General features: G+C 42.3%; 17 protein-coding genes. 7 read left to right on the top strand and 10 right to left on the bottom strand.

Going from position 1 to position 21,195, the window contains the following annotated elements:
- Nucleotides 1-138 precede the first annotated feature (138 nt).
- Nucleotides 139-1,587 carry a serine hydrolase domain-containing protein gene (locus tag B4K26_RS11635; protein WP_296245676.1) on the top strand — a complete coding sequence of 483 codons (1,449 nt, stop codon included), beginning with the start codon at nucleotides 139-141 and terminating at the stop codon, nucleotides 1,585-1,587.
- Nucleotides 1,588-1,702: 115 nt separating this feature from the next.
- Here the strand turns inward: B4K26_RS11635 and B4K26_RS11630 are convergent, their stop codons facing one another.
- The 3 genes from B4K26_RS11630 to B4K26_RS11620 form a co-directional block, all read right to left on the bottom strand.
- Nucleotides 1,703-2,956 (bottom strand): cation:proton antiporter, encoded by a 1,254-nt coding sequence (locus B4K26_RS11630; RefSeq protein ID WP_296245675.1) that lies wholly within the window; start codon nucleotides 2,954-2,956, stop codon nucleotides 1,703-1,705.
- Between the two features lie 212 nt (nucleotides 2,957-3,168).
- A complete protein-coding gene (gene ilvD / locus B4K26_RS11625; protein WP_296245673.1) occupies nucleotides 3,169-5,079 on the bottom strand; it encodes a dihydroxy-acid dehydratase in 1,911 nt (636 codons plus the stop codon).
- A 179-nt stretch (nucleotides 5,080-5,258) separates the two neighbouring features.
- Nucleotides 5,259-6,038, bottom strand: a complete 780-nt coding sequence (locus B4K26_RS11620; protein WP_296245671.1) for a hypothetical protein — start codon at nucleotides 6,036-6,038, stop codon at nucleotides 5,259-5,261.
- 275 nt (nucleotides 6,039-6,313) lie between these two features.
- Here B4K26_RS11620 and B4K26_RS11615 point away from each other — a divergent pair, with 275 nt between their 5' ends.
- The 5 genes from B4K26_RS11615 (at nucleotide 6,314) to B4K26_RS11595 (ending at nucleotide 13,542) form a co-directional block, all read left to right on the top strand.
- Nucleotides 6,314-6,751 (top strand): HIT family protein, encoded by a 438-nt coding sequence (locus tag B4K26_RS11615; RefSeq protein ID WP_296245668.1) that lies wholly within the window; start codon nucleotides 6,314-6,316, stop codon nucleotides 6,749-6,751.
- Between the two features lie 284 nt (nucleotides 6,752-7,035).
- The gene (locus tag B4K26_RS11610; RefSeq protein WP_296245666.1) at nucleotides 7,036-9,087 is read left to right on the top strand and encodes a BCCT family transporter; all 2,052 of its coding nucleotides are present in this window, start codon (nucleotides 7,036-7,038) and stop codon (nucleotides 9,085-9,087) included.
- Between the two features lie 202 nt (nucleotides 9,088-9,289).
- Nucleotides 9,290-11,335, top strand: a complete 2,046-nt coding sequence (locus B4K26_RS11605; RefSeq protein ID WP_296245665.1) for a BCCT family transporter — start codon at nucleotides 9,290-9,292, stop codon at nucleotides 11,333-11,335.
- 123 nt (nucleotides 11,336-11,458) lie between these two features.
- Nucleotides 11,459-12,490, top strand: a complete 1,032-nt coding sequence (gene dusB / locus B4K26_RS11600; RefSeq protein ID WP_296245663.1) for a tRNA dihydrouridine synthase DusB — start codon at nucleotides 11,459-11,461, stop codon at nucleotides 12,488-12,490.
- A gap of 164 nt (nucleotides 12,491-12,654) precedes the next feature.
- Nucleotides 12,655-13,542 (top strand): SDR family NAD(P)-dependent oxidoreductase, encoded by an 888-nt coding sequence (locus B4K26_RS11595; protein WP_296245662.1) that lies wholly within the window; start codon nucleotides 12,655-12,657, stop codon nucleotides 13,540-13,542.
- Nucleotides 13,543-13,734: 192 nt separating this feature from the next.
- Here B4K26_RS11595 and B4K26_RS11590 read toward each other — a convergent pair whose 3' ends face one another.
- The 7 genes from B4K26_RS11590 to lipB all read right to left on the bottom strand — a co-directional run bounded on the left by B4K26_RS11590 (nucleotide 13,735) and on the right by lipB (nucleotide 19,287).
- A complete protein-coding gene (locus tag B4K26_RS11590) occupies nucleotides 13,735-14,268 on the bottom strand; it encodes an endonuclease V (RefSeq protein ID WP_296245661.1) in 534 nt (177 codons plus the stop codon).
- Nucleotides 14,269-14,272: 4 nt separating this feature from the next.
- A complete protein-coding gene (locus B4K26_RS11585) occupies nucleotides 14,273-15,208 on the bottom strand; it encodes a hypothetical protein (RefSeq protein WP_296245660.1) in 936 nt (311 codons plus the stop codon).
- 247 nt (nucleotides 15,209-15,455) lie between these two features.
- Nucleotides 15,456-15,959: a hypothetical protein gene (locus B4K26_RS11580; RefSeq protein WP_296245658.1), complete on the bottom strand. Its 504-nt coding sequence runs from the start codon at nucleotides 15,957-15,959 to the stop codon at nucleotides 15,456-15,458.
- A 171-nt stretch (nucleotides 15,960-16,130) separates the two neighbouring features.
- Nucleotides 16,131-16,514: a DUF5376 family protein gene (locus B4K26_RS11575; protein WP_296245657.1), complete on the bottom strand. Its 384-nt coding sequence runs from the start codon at nucleotides 16,512-16,514 to the stop codon at nucleotides 16,131-16,133.
- Nucleotides 16,515-17,026: 512 nt separating this feature from the next.
- On the bottom strand, nucleotides 17,027-17,491 hold the full coding sequence (locus tag B4K26_RS11570; protein ID WP_296245655.1) for a hypothetical protein: 465 nt from the start codon (nucleotides 17,489-17,491) through the stop codon (nucleotides 17,027-17,029).
- A gap of 181 nt (nucleotides 17,492-17,672) precedes the next feature.
- Complete coding sequence (locus B4K26_RS11565; protein ID WP_296245654.1) at nucleotides 17,673-18,203, bottom strand: inorganic diphosphatase; 531 nt, start codon at nucleotides 18,201-18,203, stop codon at nucleotides 17,673-17,675.
- Nucleotides 18,204-18,453: 250 nt separating this feature from the next.
- Entirely contained in the window at nucleotides 18,454-19,287 is an 834-nt protein-coding gene (lipB, locus tag B4K26_RS11560) for a lipoyl(octanoyl) transferase LipB (RefSeq protein ID WP_296245653.1), read from the bottom strand.
- Nucleotides 19,288-19,811: 524 nt separating this feature from the next.
- Between lipB and B4K26_RS11555 the strand changes: the two genes are divergently transcribed.
- Entirely contained in the window at nucleotides 19,812-21,191 is a 1,380-nt protein-coding gene (locus B4K26_RS11555; protein ID WP_296245721.1) for a coniferyl aldehyde dehydrogenase, read from the top strand.
- Nucleotides 21,192-21,195 lie beyond the last annotated feature (4 nt).

The raw sequence follows: 21,195 nt of genomic DNA, 5'->3' as shown, positions 1-21,195 counted from the left end.
CGGTAAGCTGTACGCACTAGATATTAGCGACATTCAACAAAAAGGCGACCAATAGGTTGCCTTTTTTATGAGTAAATTTTGCACGTGAGCAATTTTTTAGAACTAAGAAGCATTTTTTATAAGTAGAGCGAGTAAGCAATGATAAAAAATAATGAGAATGAAAAAACCAATAATCGAAATGCTAATGAATCTGTTGAGTCCATTAATCCTGTCATTCAGCAACGATTACAACAGCTATTAACGGATTTGCAACTTGATGACACGCCAGCGGGTGGTGCCTTGGTGGTTTATCAAGCAGGACAATGTGTCGCTAGAGCCAGTGTGGGAATGGCACGTGCAAATTTATCATGGAGCCCTGATACCTTGTCGCTGAATTTTTCAACGGGGAAAGGGGTGTTAGCGACATTGGTGCATATATTGGTCTCACAGCAAATACTCGATTATGACCGACCGATTGCCGATTATTGGCCCGCTTTTGCCGCAAATGGAAAAGAGCAGATTACGCTGCGTAGTGTCATGTCGCACCAAGCGAATTTATTTTCAATTCAAAGTATCGATGTCGACAATGAAACGGTGCTTAATTGGCATCTTATGTTAGAAAAAGTTGCCGCCATGCCAATAACGGCTCCTGAAGAGCGCAAGCTATATGAAAGCGCTTATAGTGCCCTGGTTTATGGTTGGGTATTAGGTGGCGTGATAGAAGCCGTTACGGATATGCCATTAGCCGATGCATTGCGTCATTATTTAACCGAGCCTCTCGGAATTGCAGACAGCTGTTACTTTGGGATGCCAGACGATAAGGTAAATGAAGTCGCCCATTTGGTTAAATATTTTGAAATAGCAGAACAGGGAGCAGAGCAAGGAAGCAATCAAGAGCAATTGCAAGCGCGCCCTCGTCGTAACAAACCGGTTTTAAGAGCGGACTCTGCACATACTTTGCATACTTATACAAAATTACCAAGCTATGCTTGTTGGCAAAAAAAGACCGCTACCGATCAAGTCGTTATTACAGCAGCAAATGGCGCTGAGGATAAAGTGATAAATGACATGCCAAATCTAGATACGGCGACCATCAACCGCTTATACTTTAATAATAGTCAGCTTAATCTAAAAAATTATAAATCAGCCCTTGTATTGGCTAATAGACAACCTATTGATTATTACGATAATCGGACGCTACAAGCCATCATTCCCGCTGCAAATGGCGTGGCATCAGCGCAAGCATTAGCGACTATTTATGCCATGCTGGCCAATGGCGGCAGATGGCAGGGACAAACATTGATTAACTCAGCAACGTTTAAACAGCTATCAACCCCGCAAGTCACAGGTATGGATGCGGTGATGCCCGCAAAAATGAACTGGCGATTGGGCTATCATCGCAGATTTAGTATTTGTCACAGCGAAGATGACAATAATAGCGCGCAAGGTTTTGGTCACATGGGCTATAACGGCTCGGTTGCTTGGTGTGATCCTGCACGGCAATTGTCGTTTGCTTTTATTCATAACTTTGATGTGACGATGCTCAATGACGTCCGTCAATTTGCGCTAACGGAAGCAGTATTAGGCTTGATTGAAACTGAAATATAATAGTGGTTAATTATGAGCGAACATCAATAAATTTACTACCAACGTGAATGGTATAAGTACAGAGACCAGAAGGATAAGTGGCAAAAGCATTGATGTATGCGCTCGATATTAGCAATTATCTTTGGCGCGGCTTGTTGGGTGTCATATTAAGCAGCCTTGGAGAAATTAAACCGTGAATAAAGATAGAGGCTAAAATAACAATTGAGCATACTATCCAAAGTTTAACGGCATCTACCTCATTAAAGAAGCCTTGATTAAGCGCATAAGATAGATAGTATAAGGTGCCGATACCGCGAATCCCTAAGGCGGAAATTGCATATTTTTCAGTATATGGCAACTTTAATCCTGAAAGAGCAACAAACCCGCCAATGGGTCGAATCAACAATAAAAAGGTGAAGCTAACAATATAGACACGCCATGTTAGCTCGACTCCAGCTTGCAACCCTTGTCCTAAAAACATTCCAAAAACCACTAGAACCAATGACATCAATAAACCTTCTGACTGCTCAGCGAAATCATGCAGTTTTTGATGGTAACTGTGTTCACGCTCTGAGCGGCGAAAAGCAAAGGCGGCGACAAAGACCGCAATGAAGCCATAACTGTGGACATACTCTGCTAGACCATACGCCAGTAAGGTAAGGGCAATCACAACATATCCTTGAGAGATAGTCGTGTGACGGCTGTATTTTGAAAAGACCAATTTTGCTAGCACTTTACCAACAACAATCCCAACCACCAATCCTGCACCAATTTTCCATATCACATCATGAGTAAACCATGACCACAGCATCTCACCTGTGAATTGCTGGCCGCCGCTGTAGGCTTCTGCTATCTTAATCGCAAGATAGACGAATGGAAATGCCAAACCATCATTTAATCCTGCTTCTGACGTTAAGATAAAGCGGGGCGTATCTTCGCCGCCTGTGTTAGGCGGTCCAACTTGGATGCTAGAGGCCAATACAGGATCGGTTGGAGCAAGAACTGCGCCGAGTAAAATGGCAGCGCCCAGTGTCAAACCGAAAGCATAATGTCCCAATGCTGCCATGACAAAAATACCAATTGGCATGGTGATAAGTAGTAAACGGACGGTTGGACGCCATAAGTGCCACGATAAATCGGTGTCGATTTTAATACCTGCACCGACCAAAGAGACCAACACCACAATCTCGGTCAGTTTTTCGATAATAAATCCATTATCCATAGGATTTAAAAAAGATAAACTGGTCCATAAGTAGCCCATGAGTAAACCAAAGCTTACTTGCAACATAGGTAATGAGATGGGCGTGCGTTTAAAAATAATAGGAAATAGGGCGCCAAATAAAAAGGCAATACCGCAGACCAATAAGAATAAATTATAGTTTTCAATCATAAGTTTGGTGCACGCTATTTTTTTTAGTTTAAAAGGTAAAATTGGAAGAGGACTAATGGTTGTTAATGATGACGGTAAATACCTTTTAATACCGAAAAAAAACGTTATCAGAATAGCAGCTGCGTTGTTTTTTGGTGAAAAAAAGCCTGCATAGCGCAGGCTTTGGATAATTCTTTAAGACTATTCTTAAGAAATCGCGTTTACGGGCTTATTTAACGCTCAACTTGGCTGACATCACGAACGGCACCTGTATCAGCACTGGTAGTCATTGCCGCATAAGCACGCAGGGCAGGAGAAACATGACGCTCACGGCTGACTGGCTTCCATGCATCACGTCCACGCGCTTCCATTTCTTCGCGGCGGGCGGCAAGCTCTGCATCGCTGACCTGCATATTAATGGTACGGTTCGGAATATCAATATGGATAGTATCGCCTTCCTGAACCAAACCAATCGCGCCGCCTTCAGCAGCTTCTGGACTGGCATGACCAATGGATAACCCTGATGTTCCGCCAGAGAAGCGACCATCTGTCAGCAGCGCACACGCTTTACCCAAGCCTTTGGATTTAAGATAGGTGGTTGGATAAAGCATCTCTTGCATTCCAGGGCCGCCCTTTGGTCCTTCGTAACGGATGATAACCACATCGCCTGCCACAATTTGGTCGTCGAGCACAGCGGCTACAGCATCATCTTGCGATTCGAAAATACGAGCGCGTCCAGTAAAGACTAAGATGCTCTCATCGACGCCAGCAGTTTTGACCACACAGCCACGCTCAGCGATATTACCATAAAGGACTGCTAAGCCGCCGTCTTGAGTGTAGGCATGATTCGCGCTACGAATACAACCTGACTCACGGTTGACATCAAGATTTGACCATTCTTTTGATTGAGAAAATGCTTGTGTGGTACGAATACCACCCGGAGCAGCAAGGTATCTTGCACGTGCTTCGAGATTATCAGGATTCATGATATCCCATTTATCTATGGCCTCGCGCATCGTCTCACTATGGATAGTCGGCGAATCGGTATGGAGCAAACCAGCACGGTCAAGCTCTGCTAACAGCGCAAAGACCCCGCCCGCACGGTGCACATCTTCCATATGATATTTCTGTGAAGCAGGCGCTACTTTTGCAAGACAAGGAACACCGCGACTTAAACGGTCAATGTCGTGCATCTTAAAGTCGACTTCTGCTTCATTAGCGGCAGCAAGTAGATGCAAAATGGTATTGGTCGAGCCGCCCATGGCAATATCTAAAGTCATCGCGTTTTCAAATGCTGCTTTGGTGGCGATAGAGCGCGGTAATACCGAGTCATCATCTTGTTCATAGCGACGTTTAGCCAATGACACGATAGTACGACCGGCTTCTAAAAATAGCTCACGACGGAGTGAATGCGTGGCTAATAGCGAGCCATTTCCCGGCAGTGCCAATCCTAATGCTTCAGTCAAGCAGTTCATCGAGTTGGCGGTAAACATGCCAGAGCACGAGCCACAAGTTGGGCAAGCTGAGCTTTCAATCGCTAGTACATCTTCATCGCTGATATTATCATCAGCGGCATCCATCATCGCATCGACGAGGTCGAGCTTACGGATGGCATTGCCTTTGCTGTCTATGCCTTGAGCATCACTTTCGCCGTCATTATTATGGCTGTGAGCTACGGTACTGGCGATAATTTTACCGGCTTCCATCGGGCCACCTGAAATAAAGACCACTGGAATGTTGAGGCGCATGGCTGCCATTAGCATTCCTGGGGTGATTTTATCGCAGTTAGAAATACAAACTAGGGCATCGGCACAGTGAGCATTGACCATGTATTCAACAGAGTCGGCAATCAAGTCGCGACTTGGTAATGAATACAACATCCCGCTATGACCCATGGCAATACCATCATCAACCGCAATGGTATTAAACTCTTTTGCGACGCCGCCCGCTTTTTCAATCTCACGCGCAACCAATTGTCCCAAGTCTTTTAGATGCACATGGCCCGGTACAAACTGCGTAAAGGAGTTGGCAATCGCAATAATCGGTTTGCCAAAGTCGCCATCCGTCATACCCGTCGCACGCCATAGGGCACGCGCGCCTGCCATATTACGACCGCCAGTAGAAGTTTTTGAGCGATAATCCATGTGATATTCCTTACAAATAAGCGAGATTTATGAACGTGTGCAGCATCCGCTGTCATACTGATAGTGTGCTTTTTATGCTAAGTGAGTACTAGTGAATAATACTAGGGCGTTACCATACCATTAGATATGAGTAACTAAAAATTATTAACCAAAAATCATAAAAACTTGAGGGTCAATATTTAAGCAAGACGCTCTAAAATAGCGGTCTCGAACCAAGGTAACTCGCCTTTATCGGCTTCAAGTTCGGCGATGACCGCCAAAGCGTGGGTTGCTGGCAAGAACTGATAGTCAGCACTGGCATTGATAGTCAGTATTTGATTGTTGCCTTCAGCGTGTTCATCAATACTAATTAACGCCTGCTTATCGTTTTTATAAAGGACATCAACGCGACCAAAAAACTGCCAGTCTTTAAACGCTGCAATGAGCGCATCCGCTTCATCCTTGGTATAAATTTGCTCGGTTTCTTTACCAGTATTGGTCCAATGCAAGCGTACGGCCAATTGCAGCGCTTCACTAAACACCACTAACGAGCCAATTATCTTGACATGCCAAGGGCTAGCTATGAGCGCTTTATCAATACCAATAAGTTTCGCCGCCTCATCAGCCGTCATTGGATGATTAAACTGTGCAAGCAACGGAGGCGTTAATGGATAGGTTTGTTTGATATTGTCATCTAAGCTGTCGTAATGATATAAAAAGGGCAGCGGCAGGTCTTGCGTGACAGTTTTTTTACTAATTTTACAATTATGAATACGCCAGATAATGGCCTTATCGGTTAGTGCTTCAGCTAAGATGATGGCGTTTGGCTCGATGGTTTGCGTACGAGCTTCAGCGTTAACACTGTCAACGTCAGTGCTAACTGGCTCTGATATAGCATTTGATATAGAAGCAGATGCAGATGGCACTGCTATATTATAAGGTTTTGAATAAGGGTGGTTATCTGATGATTGAGTTGGCAAGGCAGTCAAATCCATAAACGTAGGGTGATTAAAATAGAAGATTAATATAACATTTAAAGCGCATGACTCGCCAATAAATTAATCAAAACGCTTACAGATTGCTTTATGCTGAACTAAGGCTGAACTAAGGCTGAAATTGGCTCTTAATTTATTCCCTACTTGTACTGAGTCAATATTTCGTCCACTATATTTGCTGAGATATTTACCCTTTAATACCAATAGGTGGTTCATTAATTGCTGGCAACCAATGACTAATAGCTGATTAAGGAAAAAAAATGAGTCAAGACAACCAAACAAAATACGACGACAATAATATCTTTGCCAAAATGCTTAACGGTGATATTCCCTATCATAAGGTTTTTGAAGATGATAAAACTTTGGCCTTTATGGATATCATGCCACAAGCCAAAGGCCATGTGTTGGTGATCCCTAAGCAAAAAACCATTGATTTAGCTGATCTTGAGCCGGAATACGCCGCAGCAGTACTTATGACTGCCAAAAAAATCATGCAAGCTCAACGTCAAGTATTTGAGCGTGAGGGCATTATTCAAATGCAATTAAATGGCTCAGAGGCAGGACAGACTGTCTTTCATTATCACGTTCATCTGATTCCATCAAACATTCATGAGTTAGGGAAACATGCCGTTGAAATGGCGGATCAACAAGAGTTAGCAGAGCAAGCCAAGCAGTTAGCAGCGCTTATTGATGTTTAACTCTCCTATTTACCATGAGTTTTCCTAATAAAAAAGTTCATAGTAATTTGTTTTTCTTATAATGATAAAAAGGCAACCAACAAGTTGCCTTTTTTAGTTTTAGGTAATGGTGGTGTAACAAGCGTTAAAGTAATGTTACGTCTTAGATAAGATACTAGGGTTTGAGCCATTAATGTGTTAAAAATCAACCATCTTATTATTTGCATGCCTTTTATTTCTCCATTTTTTATTGGCATGCTTTGAAAATTTATTGGCATTTTTCTCACTATTATGAGACCCCTTTTATGAATCATCACTCATCCAAATCCACCATTCTGTTGCCAGTATTTGTACCTGCAGCGGTCATTATGCTGCTGTTGGTTATTGGCACTGCCGTCAATCCTGCCGCTGCTGGTGAATTGTTTAGCACTGTTCTGGCTTTCATTACCGAGACTTTCGGTTGGTTTTATATGTTGGCAGTCGCCATCTTTCTCATGTTTATTGTTGCCTTAGCGTTTTCGCCTTACGGTAGCATTAAGCTAGGTCCTGACCATGCGGAGGCTGAGTATAAATTCCTTGAATGGTTTGCGATGTTGTTTTCAGCAGGCTATGGGATTGCCCTGTTATTCTACGGGGTAGCTGAGCCTGTCATTCATTTTGCCAGTCCCCCGCTATCAGAACCGCAGACGATTGCCGCCGCAAAAGAAGCCATGCAAATTGCCTATTTTCACTGGGGTTTTCATATTTGGGCGATATATGGTGTGGTAGGTATATCGCTGGCGTATTTTTCTTTTCGCCACGGGTTGCCGCTATCGGTGCGCTCGACGCTGTATCCAATAATCGGTGACAAAATCCATGGTCCTATTGGTCATACCGTTGATGTGTTTGCAATTGTAGGCACAATGTTCGGTATCGCCACCAGTTTGGGCCTATCGGTGGCACAGATTAACGCAGGCTTAAACTATTTATTGCCCGAGCTGATACCGGTTAATACAACCGTTCAAGTGATTGTTATTGCGTTGGTCACCGCGGCGGCGTTAGTCTCAGTGCTGGCGGGAATGGATAAAGGTGTAAAACGGCTGTCTATTTTAAATATGGTGTTAGCCACTGCTTTGATGCTATTTGTATTCATTGTTGGACCGACAATATTTATTTTAAATGCTTTTATGGAAAATACAGGCAGCTATCTAGGTAATATCGTTGAGCGTACTTTTAGTTTACAAGCTTATCAATCGAGTGATTGGATCGGTAGCTGGACGCTATTCATCTTTGCATGGACGATTGCATGGGCGCCTTTTGTCGGTTTGTTTATTGCCAAAATCAGCCGCGGTCGTACCATTCGTGAGTTTGTATTGGGCGTCATGCTCGTACCGACCTTATTCACCTTCTTTTGGTTTTCGGTATTTGGTGATACAGCCCTTCATATGATTATGGTTGATGGTTATGAGACGCTCATTACTGAAGTGCAAAATGACCAAGCGATTGCTTTATTTAAACTGTTAGAGAGATTGCCATTTACCCAAATCGTTTCCTCATTAACGGTACTATTGATTATTACCTTTTTTGTGACGTCGTCGGATTCAGGGTCATTGGTGATCGATTCGCTCGCAGCAGGTGGCCGAAGCGATACGCCTTGGTGGCAACGGACATTTTGGGTAGCAACTGAAGGAGCGGTTGCGGCAGCCTTGCTTATTGCAGGTGGTCTGACGGCTCTGCAAACAGCGGCCATTGTCAGTGCCTTACCGTTTGCGATTATTATATTAATTTCGATATTTGGTATGTGGCGAGCGCTTCGTATTGAGGGTCATCGCAATCAAAGTTTAGCCAACGACAACCACTTACCGCCGCATCTATTGAAGCTAGACGCTTGGCGTGACCGTATTGATTACATGACTCAGCAGCCAACGCGTGAAAAAGTTCTTGGTTATATTAAAGGAACCGTTTTATCGTCTATGCAGGAAGTTGCAGAGAAGTTTGCCGAAACAGGCTGGTTACCAGAAGTGAACTATGATGAGTTAAATGAGCGGGTCGTGCTTGAGTTAAGAAGTGGCGGCGATAATGTTGAGTTTTGGTATGAAGTTCGCTTATCTGAAAACGAGCTTCCTGACTACTATACTGAAGATATGGCAAGTAAACTGCCGCAAGAGCATCATTACCGCGCTGAGGTTTACTTGCGCCGTGGCGGTCAAACCTATGATTTATACGGTTATCAGTCGGCTTCGGTCATCAATGACATCATTGATCAGTTTGAAAAATATCTGCATTTTGTCAATGTTTCGCCGGATATTTTGCCATGGCGAATGCAAGCACACGATGATGATATTACCCTAGAGCAGGGCAGTGTGTTTGATAAATAAACCGTTCATCATTTAATAAGAAAAAGGCAGCTAAAAGGTTGCCTTTTTTTGAGAGGAATCGATATTGTTTGTTTATCAGGGTTGATAAATCTGAATCATATCCGTATTTTTGTGTTATTTGAAAAATTCGTTTGAAAAAATAAATTTTATATAACAGATATTGCATATCTATTTAAAGTTATGATTTCTTTGAGAAGTTTTTATGAGTAAATTACCGCGTTCCACCATTTTACTACCAGTGTTTATACCAACAGCGGTCATCATGTTATTACTGGTGGTTGCTACGTCGATCAACCCAGAGGCGGCTGGCGCATTATTTGGGGAAGTGTTGAGCTTTACCACTCAAAAGTTTGGCTGGTTTTATATGCTGGCAACGGCATCGTTTTTGTTGTTTGTGGTGGCGATTGCCTTTTCACCTTATGGCAATATTAAACTAGGCCCTGACCATGCAGAGCCCGAATATAAGTTCCTTGAGTGGTTCGCGATGTTGTTCTCGGCAGGCTATGGGATTGCCTTACTGTTTTACGGGGTGGCTGAGCCCGTCATCCACTTTGCTAGCCCGCCATTATCCGAGCCGCAGACGATTGCAGCAGCAAAAGAGGCGATGCAAATTGCTTATTTCCACTGGGGTTTTCATATTTGGGCTATTAACGCCGTCGTGGCTTTAACATTGGCTTACTTTGCTTTTCGTCATGGTTTGCCGCTGTCCATGCGCTCGACGTTATATCCGCTAATCGGTGACAAAATTCATGGTCCTATTGGTCATGCTGTGGATGTGTTTGCCATATTGGGAACACTGTTTGGTTTGGCCACCAGTTTGGGTATTTCTGTTTCGCAGATCAATGCTGGATTGAATTATTTATTACCCAATGTCATTCCCGTAAATAGTAAAGTTCAAGTGATTGCCATTGTACTGATAACGGGCGCTGCATTGATATCAGTGCTGGCGGGAATGGACAAAGGCGTAAAGCGTCTGTCTATGTTAAATATGGGCATCGCCACAGCGCTGATGTTGTTCGTATTTATCGTTGGCCCGACCGTTTTCATTCTTAATGCTTTTATGGAAAATACCGGCAGCTATCTTGGCAACATCGTCGAACGTACCTTTAGTTTACAAGCCTATCAGTCAAGTGATTGGATTGGTAACTGGACCTTATTTATATTTGCATGGACCATTTCTTGGGCGCCTTTTGTTGGGTTGTTTATTGCCAAGATTAGCCGCGGTCGTACCATTCGTGAATTTATTATGGGCGTCATGTTAGTGCCTACGATTTTCACCTTTTTTTGGTTTGCGGTCCTTGGCGATACTGCGCTTCATATGATAATGGTTGATGGTTACAACTCTTTGATTGAGGATGTCCAAGGCAACCAAGCGATTGCGTTATTCAAACTCCTAGAGAATCTGCCGTTGACGCAAATTGTGTCATCGCTTGCTGTATTGTTGATTATTACTTTCTTTGTGACCTCGTCAGACTCAGGGTCATTGGTGATTGATTCGCTTGCTGCTGGTGGTCGTAGTGACACGCCGTGGTGGCAACGCACGTTTTGGGTGGTAACCGAAGGAGCGGTGGCCTCGGCGCTGTTATTAGCAGGAGGGTTAACGGCGCTGCAAACAGCGGCTATCGTCAGTGCGCTACCATTTGCCATTATTATGATGCTAGCCATGTTTGGTATGTGGCAAGCGCTGCGTATCGAAGGCCATCGCAACCAGAGCTTGGCCAATGATAATCACTTGCCGCCGCATCTGTTAAAACTAGATGCTTGGCGCGACCGGATTGATTACATGACCCAGCAGCCCACACGTGAAAAAGTTCTCGGTTATATTAAAGGCACGGTTTTATCATCGATGAACGAGGTTGCAGAGAAGTTTACTGAAACTGGCTGGTTGCCTGAAGTGAATTATGATGAGGTGAATGATCGCGTGGTGTTCGAATTGCGTGGCGGCGACAACGTTGAATTCTGGTACGAAGTTCGCTTGTCAGAAAACAAGCTTCCTGACTACTATACGGAAGATATGGCCAACAAACTGCCACAAGAACGTCATTACCGTGCCGAAGTGTATCTACGCCGCGGCGGTCAAACTTATGATTTGTATGGTTATCAACCAGAATCGGTGATTAACGATATTGTCGATCAATTCGAAAAATATTTACACTTCATCAATGTTTCGCCCGATATCTTACCGTGGCGAATGCAAGCTCACGATGATGATATTACGCTTGAGCAAGGCAGTGTATTTGATAAATAATCGCCTTGCTATTAACGAGCGCTGAATAAATGATTGGTTGAATAACTTGCAATATGCGTACGAATCCTTAGAATAACGGCTTGTTTTCCTTGACTTATTTCAATTAACAACAAGCCGTCATTTATGCCTATTGATTCTCCAGTGTTACTTTCGTCTTCGCAAGCGTCTGGCCATCCTTTATTACAGCCGTTGGCCATTGGTGGCTTGACGATTGAAAACCGTCTAATGGTCGCGCCAATGGCAGGCGTCACCGACAATCCATTTCGCAGATTGTGTAAGTCGTTTGGTGCAGGGCATGCGGTCAGCGAGATGATTATCGCTGATACCGCACTTTACGCGCGCAAAAAATCCCTTTATCGTGCCAATTTTGATAACGAAATAGCGCCCATTTCTGCACAAATAGCAGGTGCAGAGCCTGACAAATTGGCAGAAGCCGCCCGCTATCAGATTGATAATGGCGCACAAATCATTGATATCAATATGGGTTGTCCTGCCAAAAAAGTCTGTCGTAAGCTGGCGGGGTCGGCGTTGTTACAAGATGAAGATTTGGTGGCGCGATTATTAGATGCTGCTGTGGGAGCGGTCGATGCACCTGTGACATTAAAAACACGATTGGGGTTTGAAAATGGTCGTGAAAATATCTTGCGTGTGGCCAAGCGCGCTGAGCAGGCAGGTATTGCCGCAATTGCCATTCATGGCCGAACGCGTGAGGACATGTATACCGGCGAGGCCCGTTATGAGCTGATTCGTGAGGTCAAAGAAAGCATCAGCATTCCCGTCATTGCCAATGGCGATATCGATAGCGCGCAAAAAGCCCAGCGAGTCTATGAACTAACGGGCTGTGACGCGGTAATGATAGGGCGAGCCGCACAAGGTCAGCCTTGGATATTTCGTGATATTGAGTATTTTTTACGCTCAGGAGAAATGCTTGCGCCGCCAAGCGTTGGGGAGATAAAAGAGATTGTGTTGGCGCATTTGCAAGAGCTATATGATTTCTATGGTGAATACTCAGGTTGCCGAATCGCGCGTAAGCACATTGCTTGGTACACCACAGGCATTCCCAATTCCAACGCCTTTCGCCAAGCCATGTACGGTGAAGAGAGTACCGCCGGACAGTTTCGCGTCGTCGAAGATTTTTTACATGCTCATGAATAGTCAGTGAAAGTCACTTGCCGAACATAAATTGTTCAATAACTCAGCAAATAAAAGTATCCATCAAGTTAAAGTGTTTTTATTGCTGATTTATTCCCTTTACTCTATATTTCTTTGCTATGATTTAGACAAATATTAACGAAAGTCTAATTTTAAAAGGATTTTTTATGGCCAATCCCTCAAAAAAAGCAATCAGCAAAGTGGTCAAAGATAAAAATATTATCATTACTGGTGCCTCAAGCGGAATTGGCGAACGAACGGCGTTTTTACTAAGTGAATGCGGTGCTCATGTTATTTTGCTGGCCCGTACCGAAGATAAGCTAAAAATAGTCAAAGAAAGTATTGAGGAGCTTGGTGGTAAGGCCAGTTATTACCCTTGTGATTTGACCAATATGGATGATATCGAAAAAGTCAGCACGCAAATTTTAGCAGATTTTGGTCATGTTGATGTCCTGGTCAATAATGCGGGTCGCTCAATTCGTCGCTCGGTTCACGAGTCTATAGATCGCTTCCATGATTTTGAGCGTACCATGGATATCAATTACTTTGGTGCGGTTAAAATAGTGCTTGGATTTTTGCCGACCATGATCGAGCGCCAGACTGGTCAAATTGTAAATATCTCATCGATTGGTGTCCTAGCTAACAGCCCGCGTTTTGCCGCTTATGTCGCCTCGAAATCAGCATTGGATGCCTTTAGCCGCTGCCTCGCCGCTGAAGTAAAAGGCGATAATGTTACGATTACCAATATCTTCATGCCGTTGGTGCGTACGCCGATGATTGAGCCAACTAAGTTATACCGCTACATGCCTGCGCTGATGCCTGATGAAGCGGCGATGATGGTTGCCAAAGCGATTGTCCATAAACCAAACAGTATTGCCAGTAACATGGGCAAATTTGCGTCGGCGACTTATTCATTAGCACCAGCCATTAACGTTGGTATTCAATCGATGGGTTATCGTATTTTTCCAAGTACTCGTGCTGGATTGACTAGCAATAAAAAACCAAACCTTGCTCAGCGTGCCTTTGCTAGAATTTTACCGGGTGAGCATCACTAAGATAATATGTCTGATGTATTTAAAAAAAGAGATGCTACGGTATCTCTTTTTTAATGCCTTGAAGTTATTCGTAATTTATATGAATTGGTAGGCGGCGAGGTTTATTTACCATAACGCCCGTTATGGGAATAAGGGCTGTTATCTAGTGAGGGTATGGCTGTAGGGGAATTTATTTCAATAGGTATAAATGTTCTAATTGATGACACGGCCTAGTTTATCTACGTAAGTAACCATTTTCGGCATTCTATGTTCGCCATCCATCCTACTTACCATCTCTTTAGCCTTCGTGATTTCTATACCAATACTAGTTACATATAGTGGGTGCTTACTTATTCCTCTCCAAACAGCATAGTCTTCTGTAATGTCATAAAAATGATTTTTAGCGATACCGATGATAGGCTTTTTATTAGCAAGATTATCATATAAATACTTACCCAATCCTGCTTTACTAACACCATCTAAAAATACATAGCCGTCGATGATAATTGCATCAAAAGGTTCGTCAATCTGGTTAATCAAAGCCAGTAAGCAAGGCATTTCTCTTTTATAAAATTGCCCTGACTCATATGGCGCAACATTATTCACGTTGACAGTATGCTCACTTAATATCTCATTAGTCTCTATACCTTGAAAACGTATGCCCGCTACTTTAGCGCTGTCCAGCTTTTGTACCACGTCTGTTTGATAATGCACATCTAATATTAAAAATATCAATTTAGCCCTCATAAACCTATTTATAGATAACCAATTTAAAGTTATTACTATATTTTTTCAGCTGCTCAATTTTTTGAGGTAGTACTTCACTTTCTTCGATACGTAGCTCCTTTAAACTACTAAACACTTCTTTATCATTAAATATTTCTAAATTATGAAGTCCGTTTAATCCAGTGATGTACATAAAATCCACGTGTATAAAGCTATTGTTCTTTGCCGATTTATCGAACAAATCTTCTGCAATATCTTCGCTTATCTTCAAACGTATGAATGTATCAAATGTAAAATTTTGATAATTTTCTATCAGCTCATATATCTCTGGAACAGGGATGGGACAATCAAGGTAGTTTTTTGAGTGAATAATATCATCTATAGCTGTAAAACGTTTTATACGATTTAATTTTGGGATATATGTAATATCTATATCTTCAAGCTGATTGGTTTCTTTACAAGTTTTGCTATAACCAAAATTTATATCATCTCTACTATTTCTATAGTAGAAGCCTGATTGATCATATTCGTATCGAAGTTCAAACATGGATGGTTCATGGGGTTTTGTCCTCCACATGATCTGATTTTCTGTTTCGCCATTTTCAATGGTATAGATCTCTCTATCGCATATACCTTCAGCGAAGGTATATGACATACCTTGATATAATTTACCTTGATAAAATTGCGGTATTGTTCCACAGCCATACTCGTCTTCATCTTCATTACAAAACCCTGAAGAGTCTATTTGAATAGGTGAAGATAATCCTATCTGACATGGTGAGACATACGGTTTACTAATCTCTCCGTTTTTAACTTCATAAGCTTCAAGTTGATGGTCTGGTTTATCAAAGAAGATAATGCCTGTGTATAGCTTATCGCGTTGATACCATTTACCCTTCTGATACCATTTACCGTTACTTTTATTTAACAATGTTGATTTCAATCGTTGCATATTACTCATGTTAATATTCTCTGAAAGAGGAGTCATTAATCGTGCCAGTAGAAGCGGCAATGCTAGAAGGATTCATTTTAAGATATATATGGCGAACCAATCAGGTTCGGTACCCTAGTGAGGACTTGAATCCTAGGCTGTAGGCTAATGGTATCAAAGGCTTTGATTATTCATTTCATTGTGGTGTACTTCACAGTGTACTTGTTGGGCGATGCAAGGTGACTTGAGTAAAATGGTATCTAGACCAGAATAGTTACTATATTAAGTTGTAATTATAAATCCTAACTTCTTCTATGATGGAGTCGGGATCTTCTTCAAGCTCTAAGCCACCAGAGAAAAAGAAGATCCCATCCATGAACTGTCCTTTCTCATCCGCTAGATAGTGCACATCTTCCGTATCATCCAAAACTAACGCATGGTCTATATCTCCGATACGACTGCCAATTTTGATACCACCATCAAAGATTTCACCTTGATAACCTTCACCAGCTTGAATGAAGATAAGCGTACCTTGTTCAGAAAAACTAAGCTCTAGTGTAGGGTTTTTAAAGAATATTGCGTATCCATTACCGTACGATGAACCCCATTTATATAGTAAAACACCTTCATTATTGTTTACTAAATCAACATCCCAAGGAACCTTGTTCCCATCTACACTCTGATCGACATAATGCAAAAAGCTTTGCAATTTTTCACCTAGTGTGAACCCTGCTAAGGATTTACCAATCTCTGCTTTAGCATGTATATCCAAATGAGCCATTTATTTAATTAACCTTATATTGACTAATACGCTTTGCAAGCATGAAAATAGTATGAAATCATGATCGATGCACTATACAGGCATCGATCTGCTAACTATAGGGTTGAAAGCATAAGTCATATTTAGCTTCGCTTGCTCAAAATTGTTTGAGAATTATTAGATATAACAGTTTTAAGCAATATGCATATTTTCTATATATCCTGCTATGGGTTCTCTTTCTAAAAATAAAATCCAAGCCTTCGTAATGTCTTGCAGCTTAGTACGACTTATTTTAATACTCTGAACTTCATCATATAAAAAACTTACTCTCACCCCATCATTACGTATTTCAGCAGAATAAGAATTACTACTTATATCAGCCTCATACGTTGAAGGGCTTTCTAGCGCTCTCAAGCATTCTTTCAAATATTCAATATGTGATTTTAGCGAAGCCCCTCCATTGTCTACTAAATATGATGCAATTAAACTTTCCATATCTTCTATTCTGTTAGGAAGAATTGTTGCATGCAAACTCTCAGAGTCAGGAAATTTAAAATAGCAGAACGTAAAGATCATAATCTATTCTCAAAAATGATTCGCCAAAACTTATTGCCTAGAGCTTCCTTATAATCTAACTGACTTATAATCTAACTGATTTACATTAAATCATGATCGATGCGCTATACAGACATCGAGCATCTTCTAACAATTATGAAGGTAGTACAATGAATTCTGAAAACCGAAATATCGATGTTAATGCTACTCTTCGTTTGCTTAGTTCACTTAAATCTTCTGTGTATGACAGAGACCGAGATAAAGCATTAGCTATGATTAATAATATTACCAATCAATTAACTGATGGACCTCATAGTGAGCGTTGTGAGCGTTATAATTCAGTACTTGAACACCCTCATACTGGGTGGTGTATATATTGTTGGGAGAAACTTACAAGGATTAAGTAATAATTGATGCTGATTCCTCAGCTAGTTCCAATAATGTATACCCTAGCGGAACCAGCTATTTCACCCTTCAAACCTATTAACAGACCCCTTAAAACAGACTGGTATAATGGAACTACTTATAACAGACTAGCCAAACACACGCCACATTATCCAAAACAATCCTGCCATAATGATAACAATGACCAATAACCGCTTCACCCAATAGGGGAGCAGTGGCTTTTTATAGCCCAAACTATTGAGCTGATTATCAAGACCGTCTTGTAAGCTTTGGAAGCCTTGTTCAGACGGCGTGTCTCTGGCTTTACTTCTGATCAAGCATTCTGACGCCTCTTCGACCTGTTCTCTATCAAAGCTAAAGGCTTGGCTTGGAATGCCTTGTTTATTTGCGATAGTGTTGAGTGTTTGCTGTTGTTTGTTTTTTAGCGCAAGCTCGTAAGCATCTATGCGAGATTTGGCGGCATCCATACTGATATTCTCATCGGCGGCTAAGGTTTTAATCGCCTGCACCAAATTGCCTTTTTCGACCATCATCATAACGGTTTTTGGCAGTTTTTTGTTAGAAGGTTTCGAGCCTGAATCAGAATCAAACATGACAATCCTTATTTGCGTGTGAGAGTAAATAGGTACGGTTATTATACTCATTTTATCGCCGCAAAATTCAAGCAAAAAAATACCGCAGTCCTTATCGTGGCTGCGGTATTTTTGCATGGGATTTATTCTGTTTAAATAAACGTATTGTAATAAAAGCCTTTTATAAGTTATTACCGATGAATTATAAGTCTTTCCAGCGCTGGATAGAGTCTTTAATCACTTCTTTAGCTTCATCAACGTCACCCCAAGATTCGACCACAGTCGTACCGGCTTTTTTCAGGTCTTTATAGTGGCTGAAATGGAACTGTAACTGGTTGATTAGCTGCTTTGGTAAGTCTTCTAGGCTGTTGTAAGCATTGCCTGTGTCACGATCATCAGCAGGAACGACAACGATTTTGTCATCGACTTCACCATCATCAACGAATTTCATCACACCGATAACTTTTGCTTTTAAGAAAATACCAGTTGGCAAAGGCTGCTCGGTGATGATAAGCGCATCTAACTCATCGCCATCTTCATCAAGGGTTTGTGGGATAAAACCGTAGTTACAGGGTTTGGCAAAGATTTGTGGATCAACACGGTCAAGCTCAAAAACCGCCAATTCGCGATTCCATTCGATTTTATGGCTGCTACCGGTTGGGATTTCTACGACCACATTAATGATGCCACCATCGACGTCGCCTGCGTCTAAAATTTTATTAAAATCTGCCATAAATTGCTCCAAGGTGCTTTTGTTATGAATACTTCAACGATAAAGGGTTAAATGTTGGTGGGTTAAGAATATTGCTGCGCCCAATTTGTGCGCCTGCGATTATAACAAGTTTGACTTAAATTTTCTCAAAATGCTTAAGTCTAAGCGCGCACGATATTATGCAAAAAAGGATTATGCAAAAGCAAGATGCGAAAAGCAGCGTGTAGAAATCAGTGTGTAAAAAACAATATTCGAAACAATCCTAAAGAAATTACTTTGGCGCGAGGGCGCGTAATTTGATATGTCCGGCATGACGTTTGGCAATATTATCGATAAGTTTTTGGGTCACTTGCTCATAACTTAAATAGTTAGAATTTTGCTGAGAAGTCTTTTCAGTTGTTTGCTTATCCGCTGCTTGCTCATTCATAGCCACAAAGTCAGCCAGTCGCAGCATTTGCATGCCCGCATAGCCGCAAGGATTGATGGCGTTAAAGGCTGATAAGTCACAATCTAAATTAATCGCGACGCCGTGATAGCTAAAACCATGCTTAATCTTAAAACCAAGAGAGGCGATTTTACCCAGCATAATAGCGTCATCGGCGAGTACATTAGAAAGCGGTTGAGAGCTACCATTTAAATGACTATATAAATACACACCGGGCGCATCACGCCGCGCATGGGCGCTAATGGAATCACTGCTAGACGCGTGGCTTTTTAGGCAGTCATTGACCACATCTTCAATCGCTTGCTCGGCGTGCGATACCATGTTGCGCACACTCCAGCCCAAACTTTCTAAATCAAACAACCAATAGATAACCAGTTGCCCATGCCCGTGCCATGTTACCTGACCACCGCGATCGGTCTTGATAATCGGCGTGTCTGTGCGTTGCAATATATGCTCTTCTTTACCAGCTTGTCCAAGCGTATAGACATCATTATGATCGACAATCCATAGCTCGTCAGGGGTGCGCAGACCTTGTTCTTTTTTAAGCGCAATACGTGCTAACGTTCGCGATAGCATAGCATCAAGGGTGGGAACATAATCAGCAGCTGAGAGCGATTTGCTAATAAGCATATCATTGAGTGGTTGGGCGGCATTTTGCATGAGAGTGACTGTCTTATGGTTTTGTTATTAAGAAACGTGCTTATTATTGATATTTAGTGTAGCAGTTTTAGCATTTGTGCCCAAATCTAAATTTTTATGATTTGTGGCCTGAATCAACTAACCGAACTGTTCTAGAAACGCTGATAAATTTCTGCCATATAAGCGCGAATCGACACGTATTTCATACAAACCCAGTAGTCAATTAAAGAGACTATGCATTCGCTAGACAATGCGCTACATTAAACGTCATTAACTAAAATAGTGTCGAATCGCATCGAACGGAATCTTATGCGCTGAGGGATGAATTTTTCGCAGCTTCTGTGATAGCAGCAAACGAGGAACATTCATACCAGTAGCACTATATGGCGTCTACAGTGAATCGACTATAACAAGGAAGACAAATGACTGATAGTAATCAAAACTCTGCATCTCCACATGAACATGCGCCAGTCGATCAAGCTCAAAAACCAAATCGTACGCATAGTGCAAATGAGTCTCTTAGCATCGTTAAGACAATTGATGATATGCAAGCGCAATTTTTGCGCTTACAAAAACTAAGCCGCACGCAGCCTATCAATGATTGGGCAACGCGTGAAAATCAACTCGACAACTTAGAGGTGATGCTAAGCGACAATCAAGCACTGCTTGCCAAAGCGATTAGCGCTGATTTTGGTTATCGTAGCGAGTCGGAGACGCAGTTTGCCGAGCTATTTCCGAGCTTTACAGGCATCAGCCATGCCAAAAAACACGGCAAAAAGTGGATGAAACCGCAGCGCGTATCAATTTCAGCGCTTTATATGCCTGCCCACAATGAGATTCAGCCGCAGCCGCTGGGCGTGGTCGGTATTATGGTACCGTGGAATTATCCGCTATTTTTAGCAGTCGGACCGATGATTGATGCGCTAGCAGCGGGCAATCGCATTATGATTAAAATGAGCGAGGCCGCACCGCAATTTGCGCAAACCTTTGCTGAGACTATTTCGCGTTATTTTTCTCCCGATATAGTTTCTGTGGTACTAGGAGAAGTTGATATTGCTGAAGCGTTTAGTAAATTGCCCTTCGATCATTTATTGTATACCGGCTCGACCGCGGTAGGCAAAAAGGTCATGGCTGCTGCTGCGCCAAATCTAACGCCAGTTACACTTGAGCTGGGTGGTAAGTCGCCTGTCGTTATTTTAGAAGGCGCTAACTTAGAAAACGCTGTTAATCGCGTGATGATGGGTAAAACCCTTAATGCGGGTCAGACCTGTATTGCGCCTGATTATGTATTGGTTCAACGTCAATATCACGAGGAGTTTATTCGTCTGGCAAAAGAGTGGATGGACAAACATTATCCCAATATTCAAGACAACCCTGATTATTCGCATATCATTAATGGCGAGCAGTTTAAACGCGTAAAAGGCTATCTCGATGAGTTAGCAGGCGAAAATGTTCATCAGTTGACGGATGCAGACGCTAATATCGACAGCCGGCTAATGCCACCAGTGATTATCAGTGAACCTGATCCTGATAGCGAGGTGATGCAAAATGAGATTTTTGCGCCGATCTTACCGCTCATGCACTACGATACGCTTGATGATGCCATTAACTTCATCAATGAGCGCCCACGTCCTTTGGCACTCTACGTCTTTGGTGACAATAGCAGTGAGATAGATCAGGTACGCAACAATACGGTATCAGGCGGTCTTTGTATTAATGAAGTCATTATGCATGTGGCGCAGCATGACTTACCGTTTGGCGGTGTTGGACACTCAGGCACCGGCTCTTATCACGGCAAAGCGGGCTTTGAGCGTCTCAGTCATATGAAGCCAGTCTTTGTACAATCGAAGCTAAATGGCCTTAATATTTTATTGCCGCCGTATGGTGGTTTATTTAAAAAAGCCATGGCCGTATTTTTGAAATAAAGGC

The organism is Psychrobacter sp. UBA6766, assembly GCF_002453355.1.
Taxonomy (GTDB): domain Bacteria; phylum Pseudomonadota; class Gammaproteobacteria; order Pseudomonadales; family Moraxellaceae; genus Psychrobacter.
Note: the sequence above shows the minus strand (reverse complement) of the source record. Positions and strands in the feature narration are given on the sequence as shown.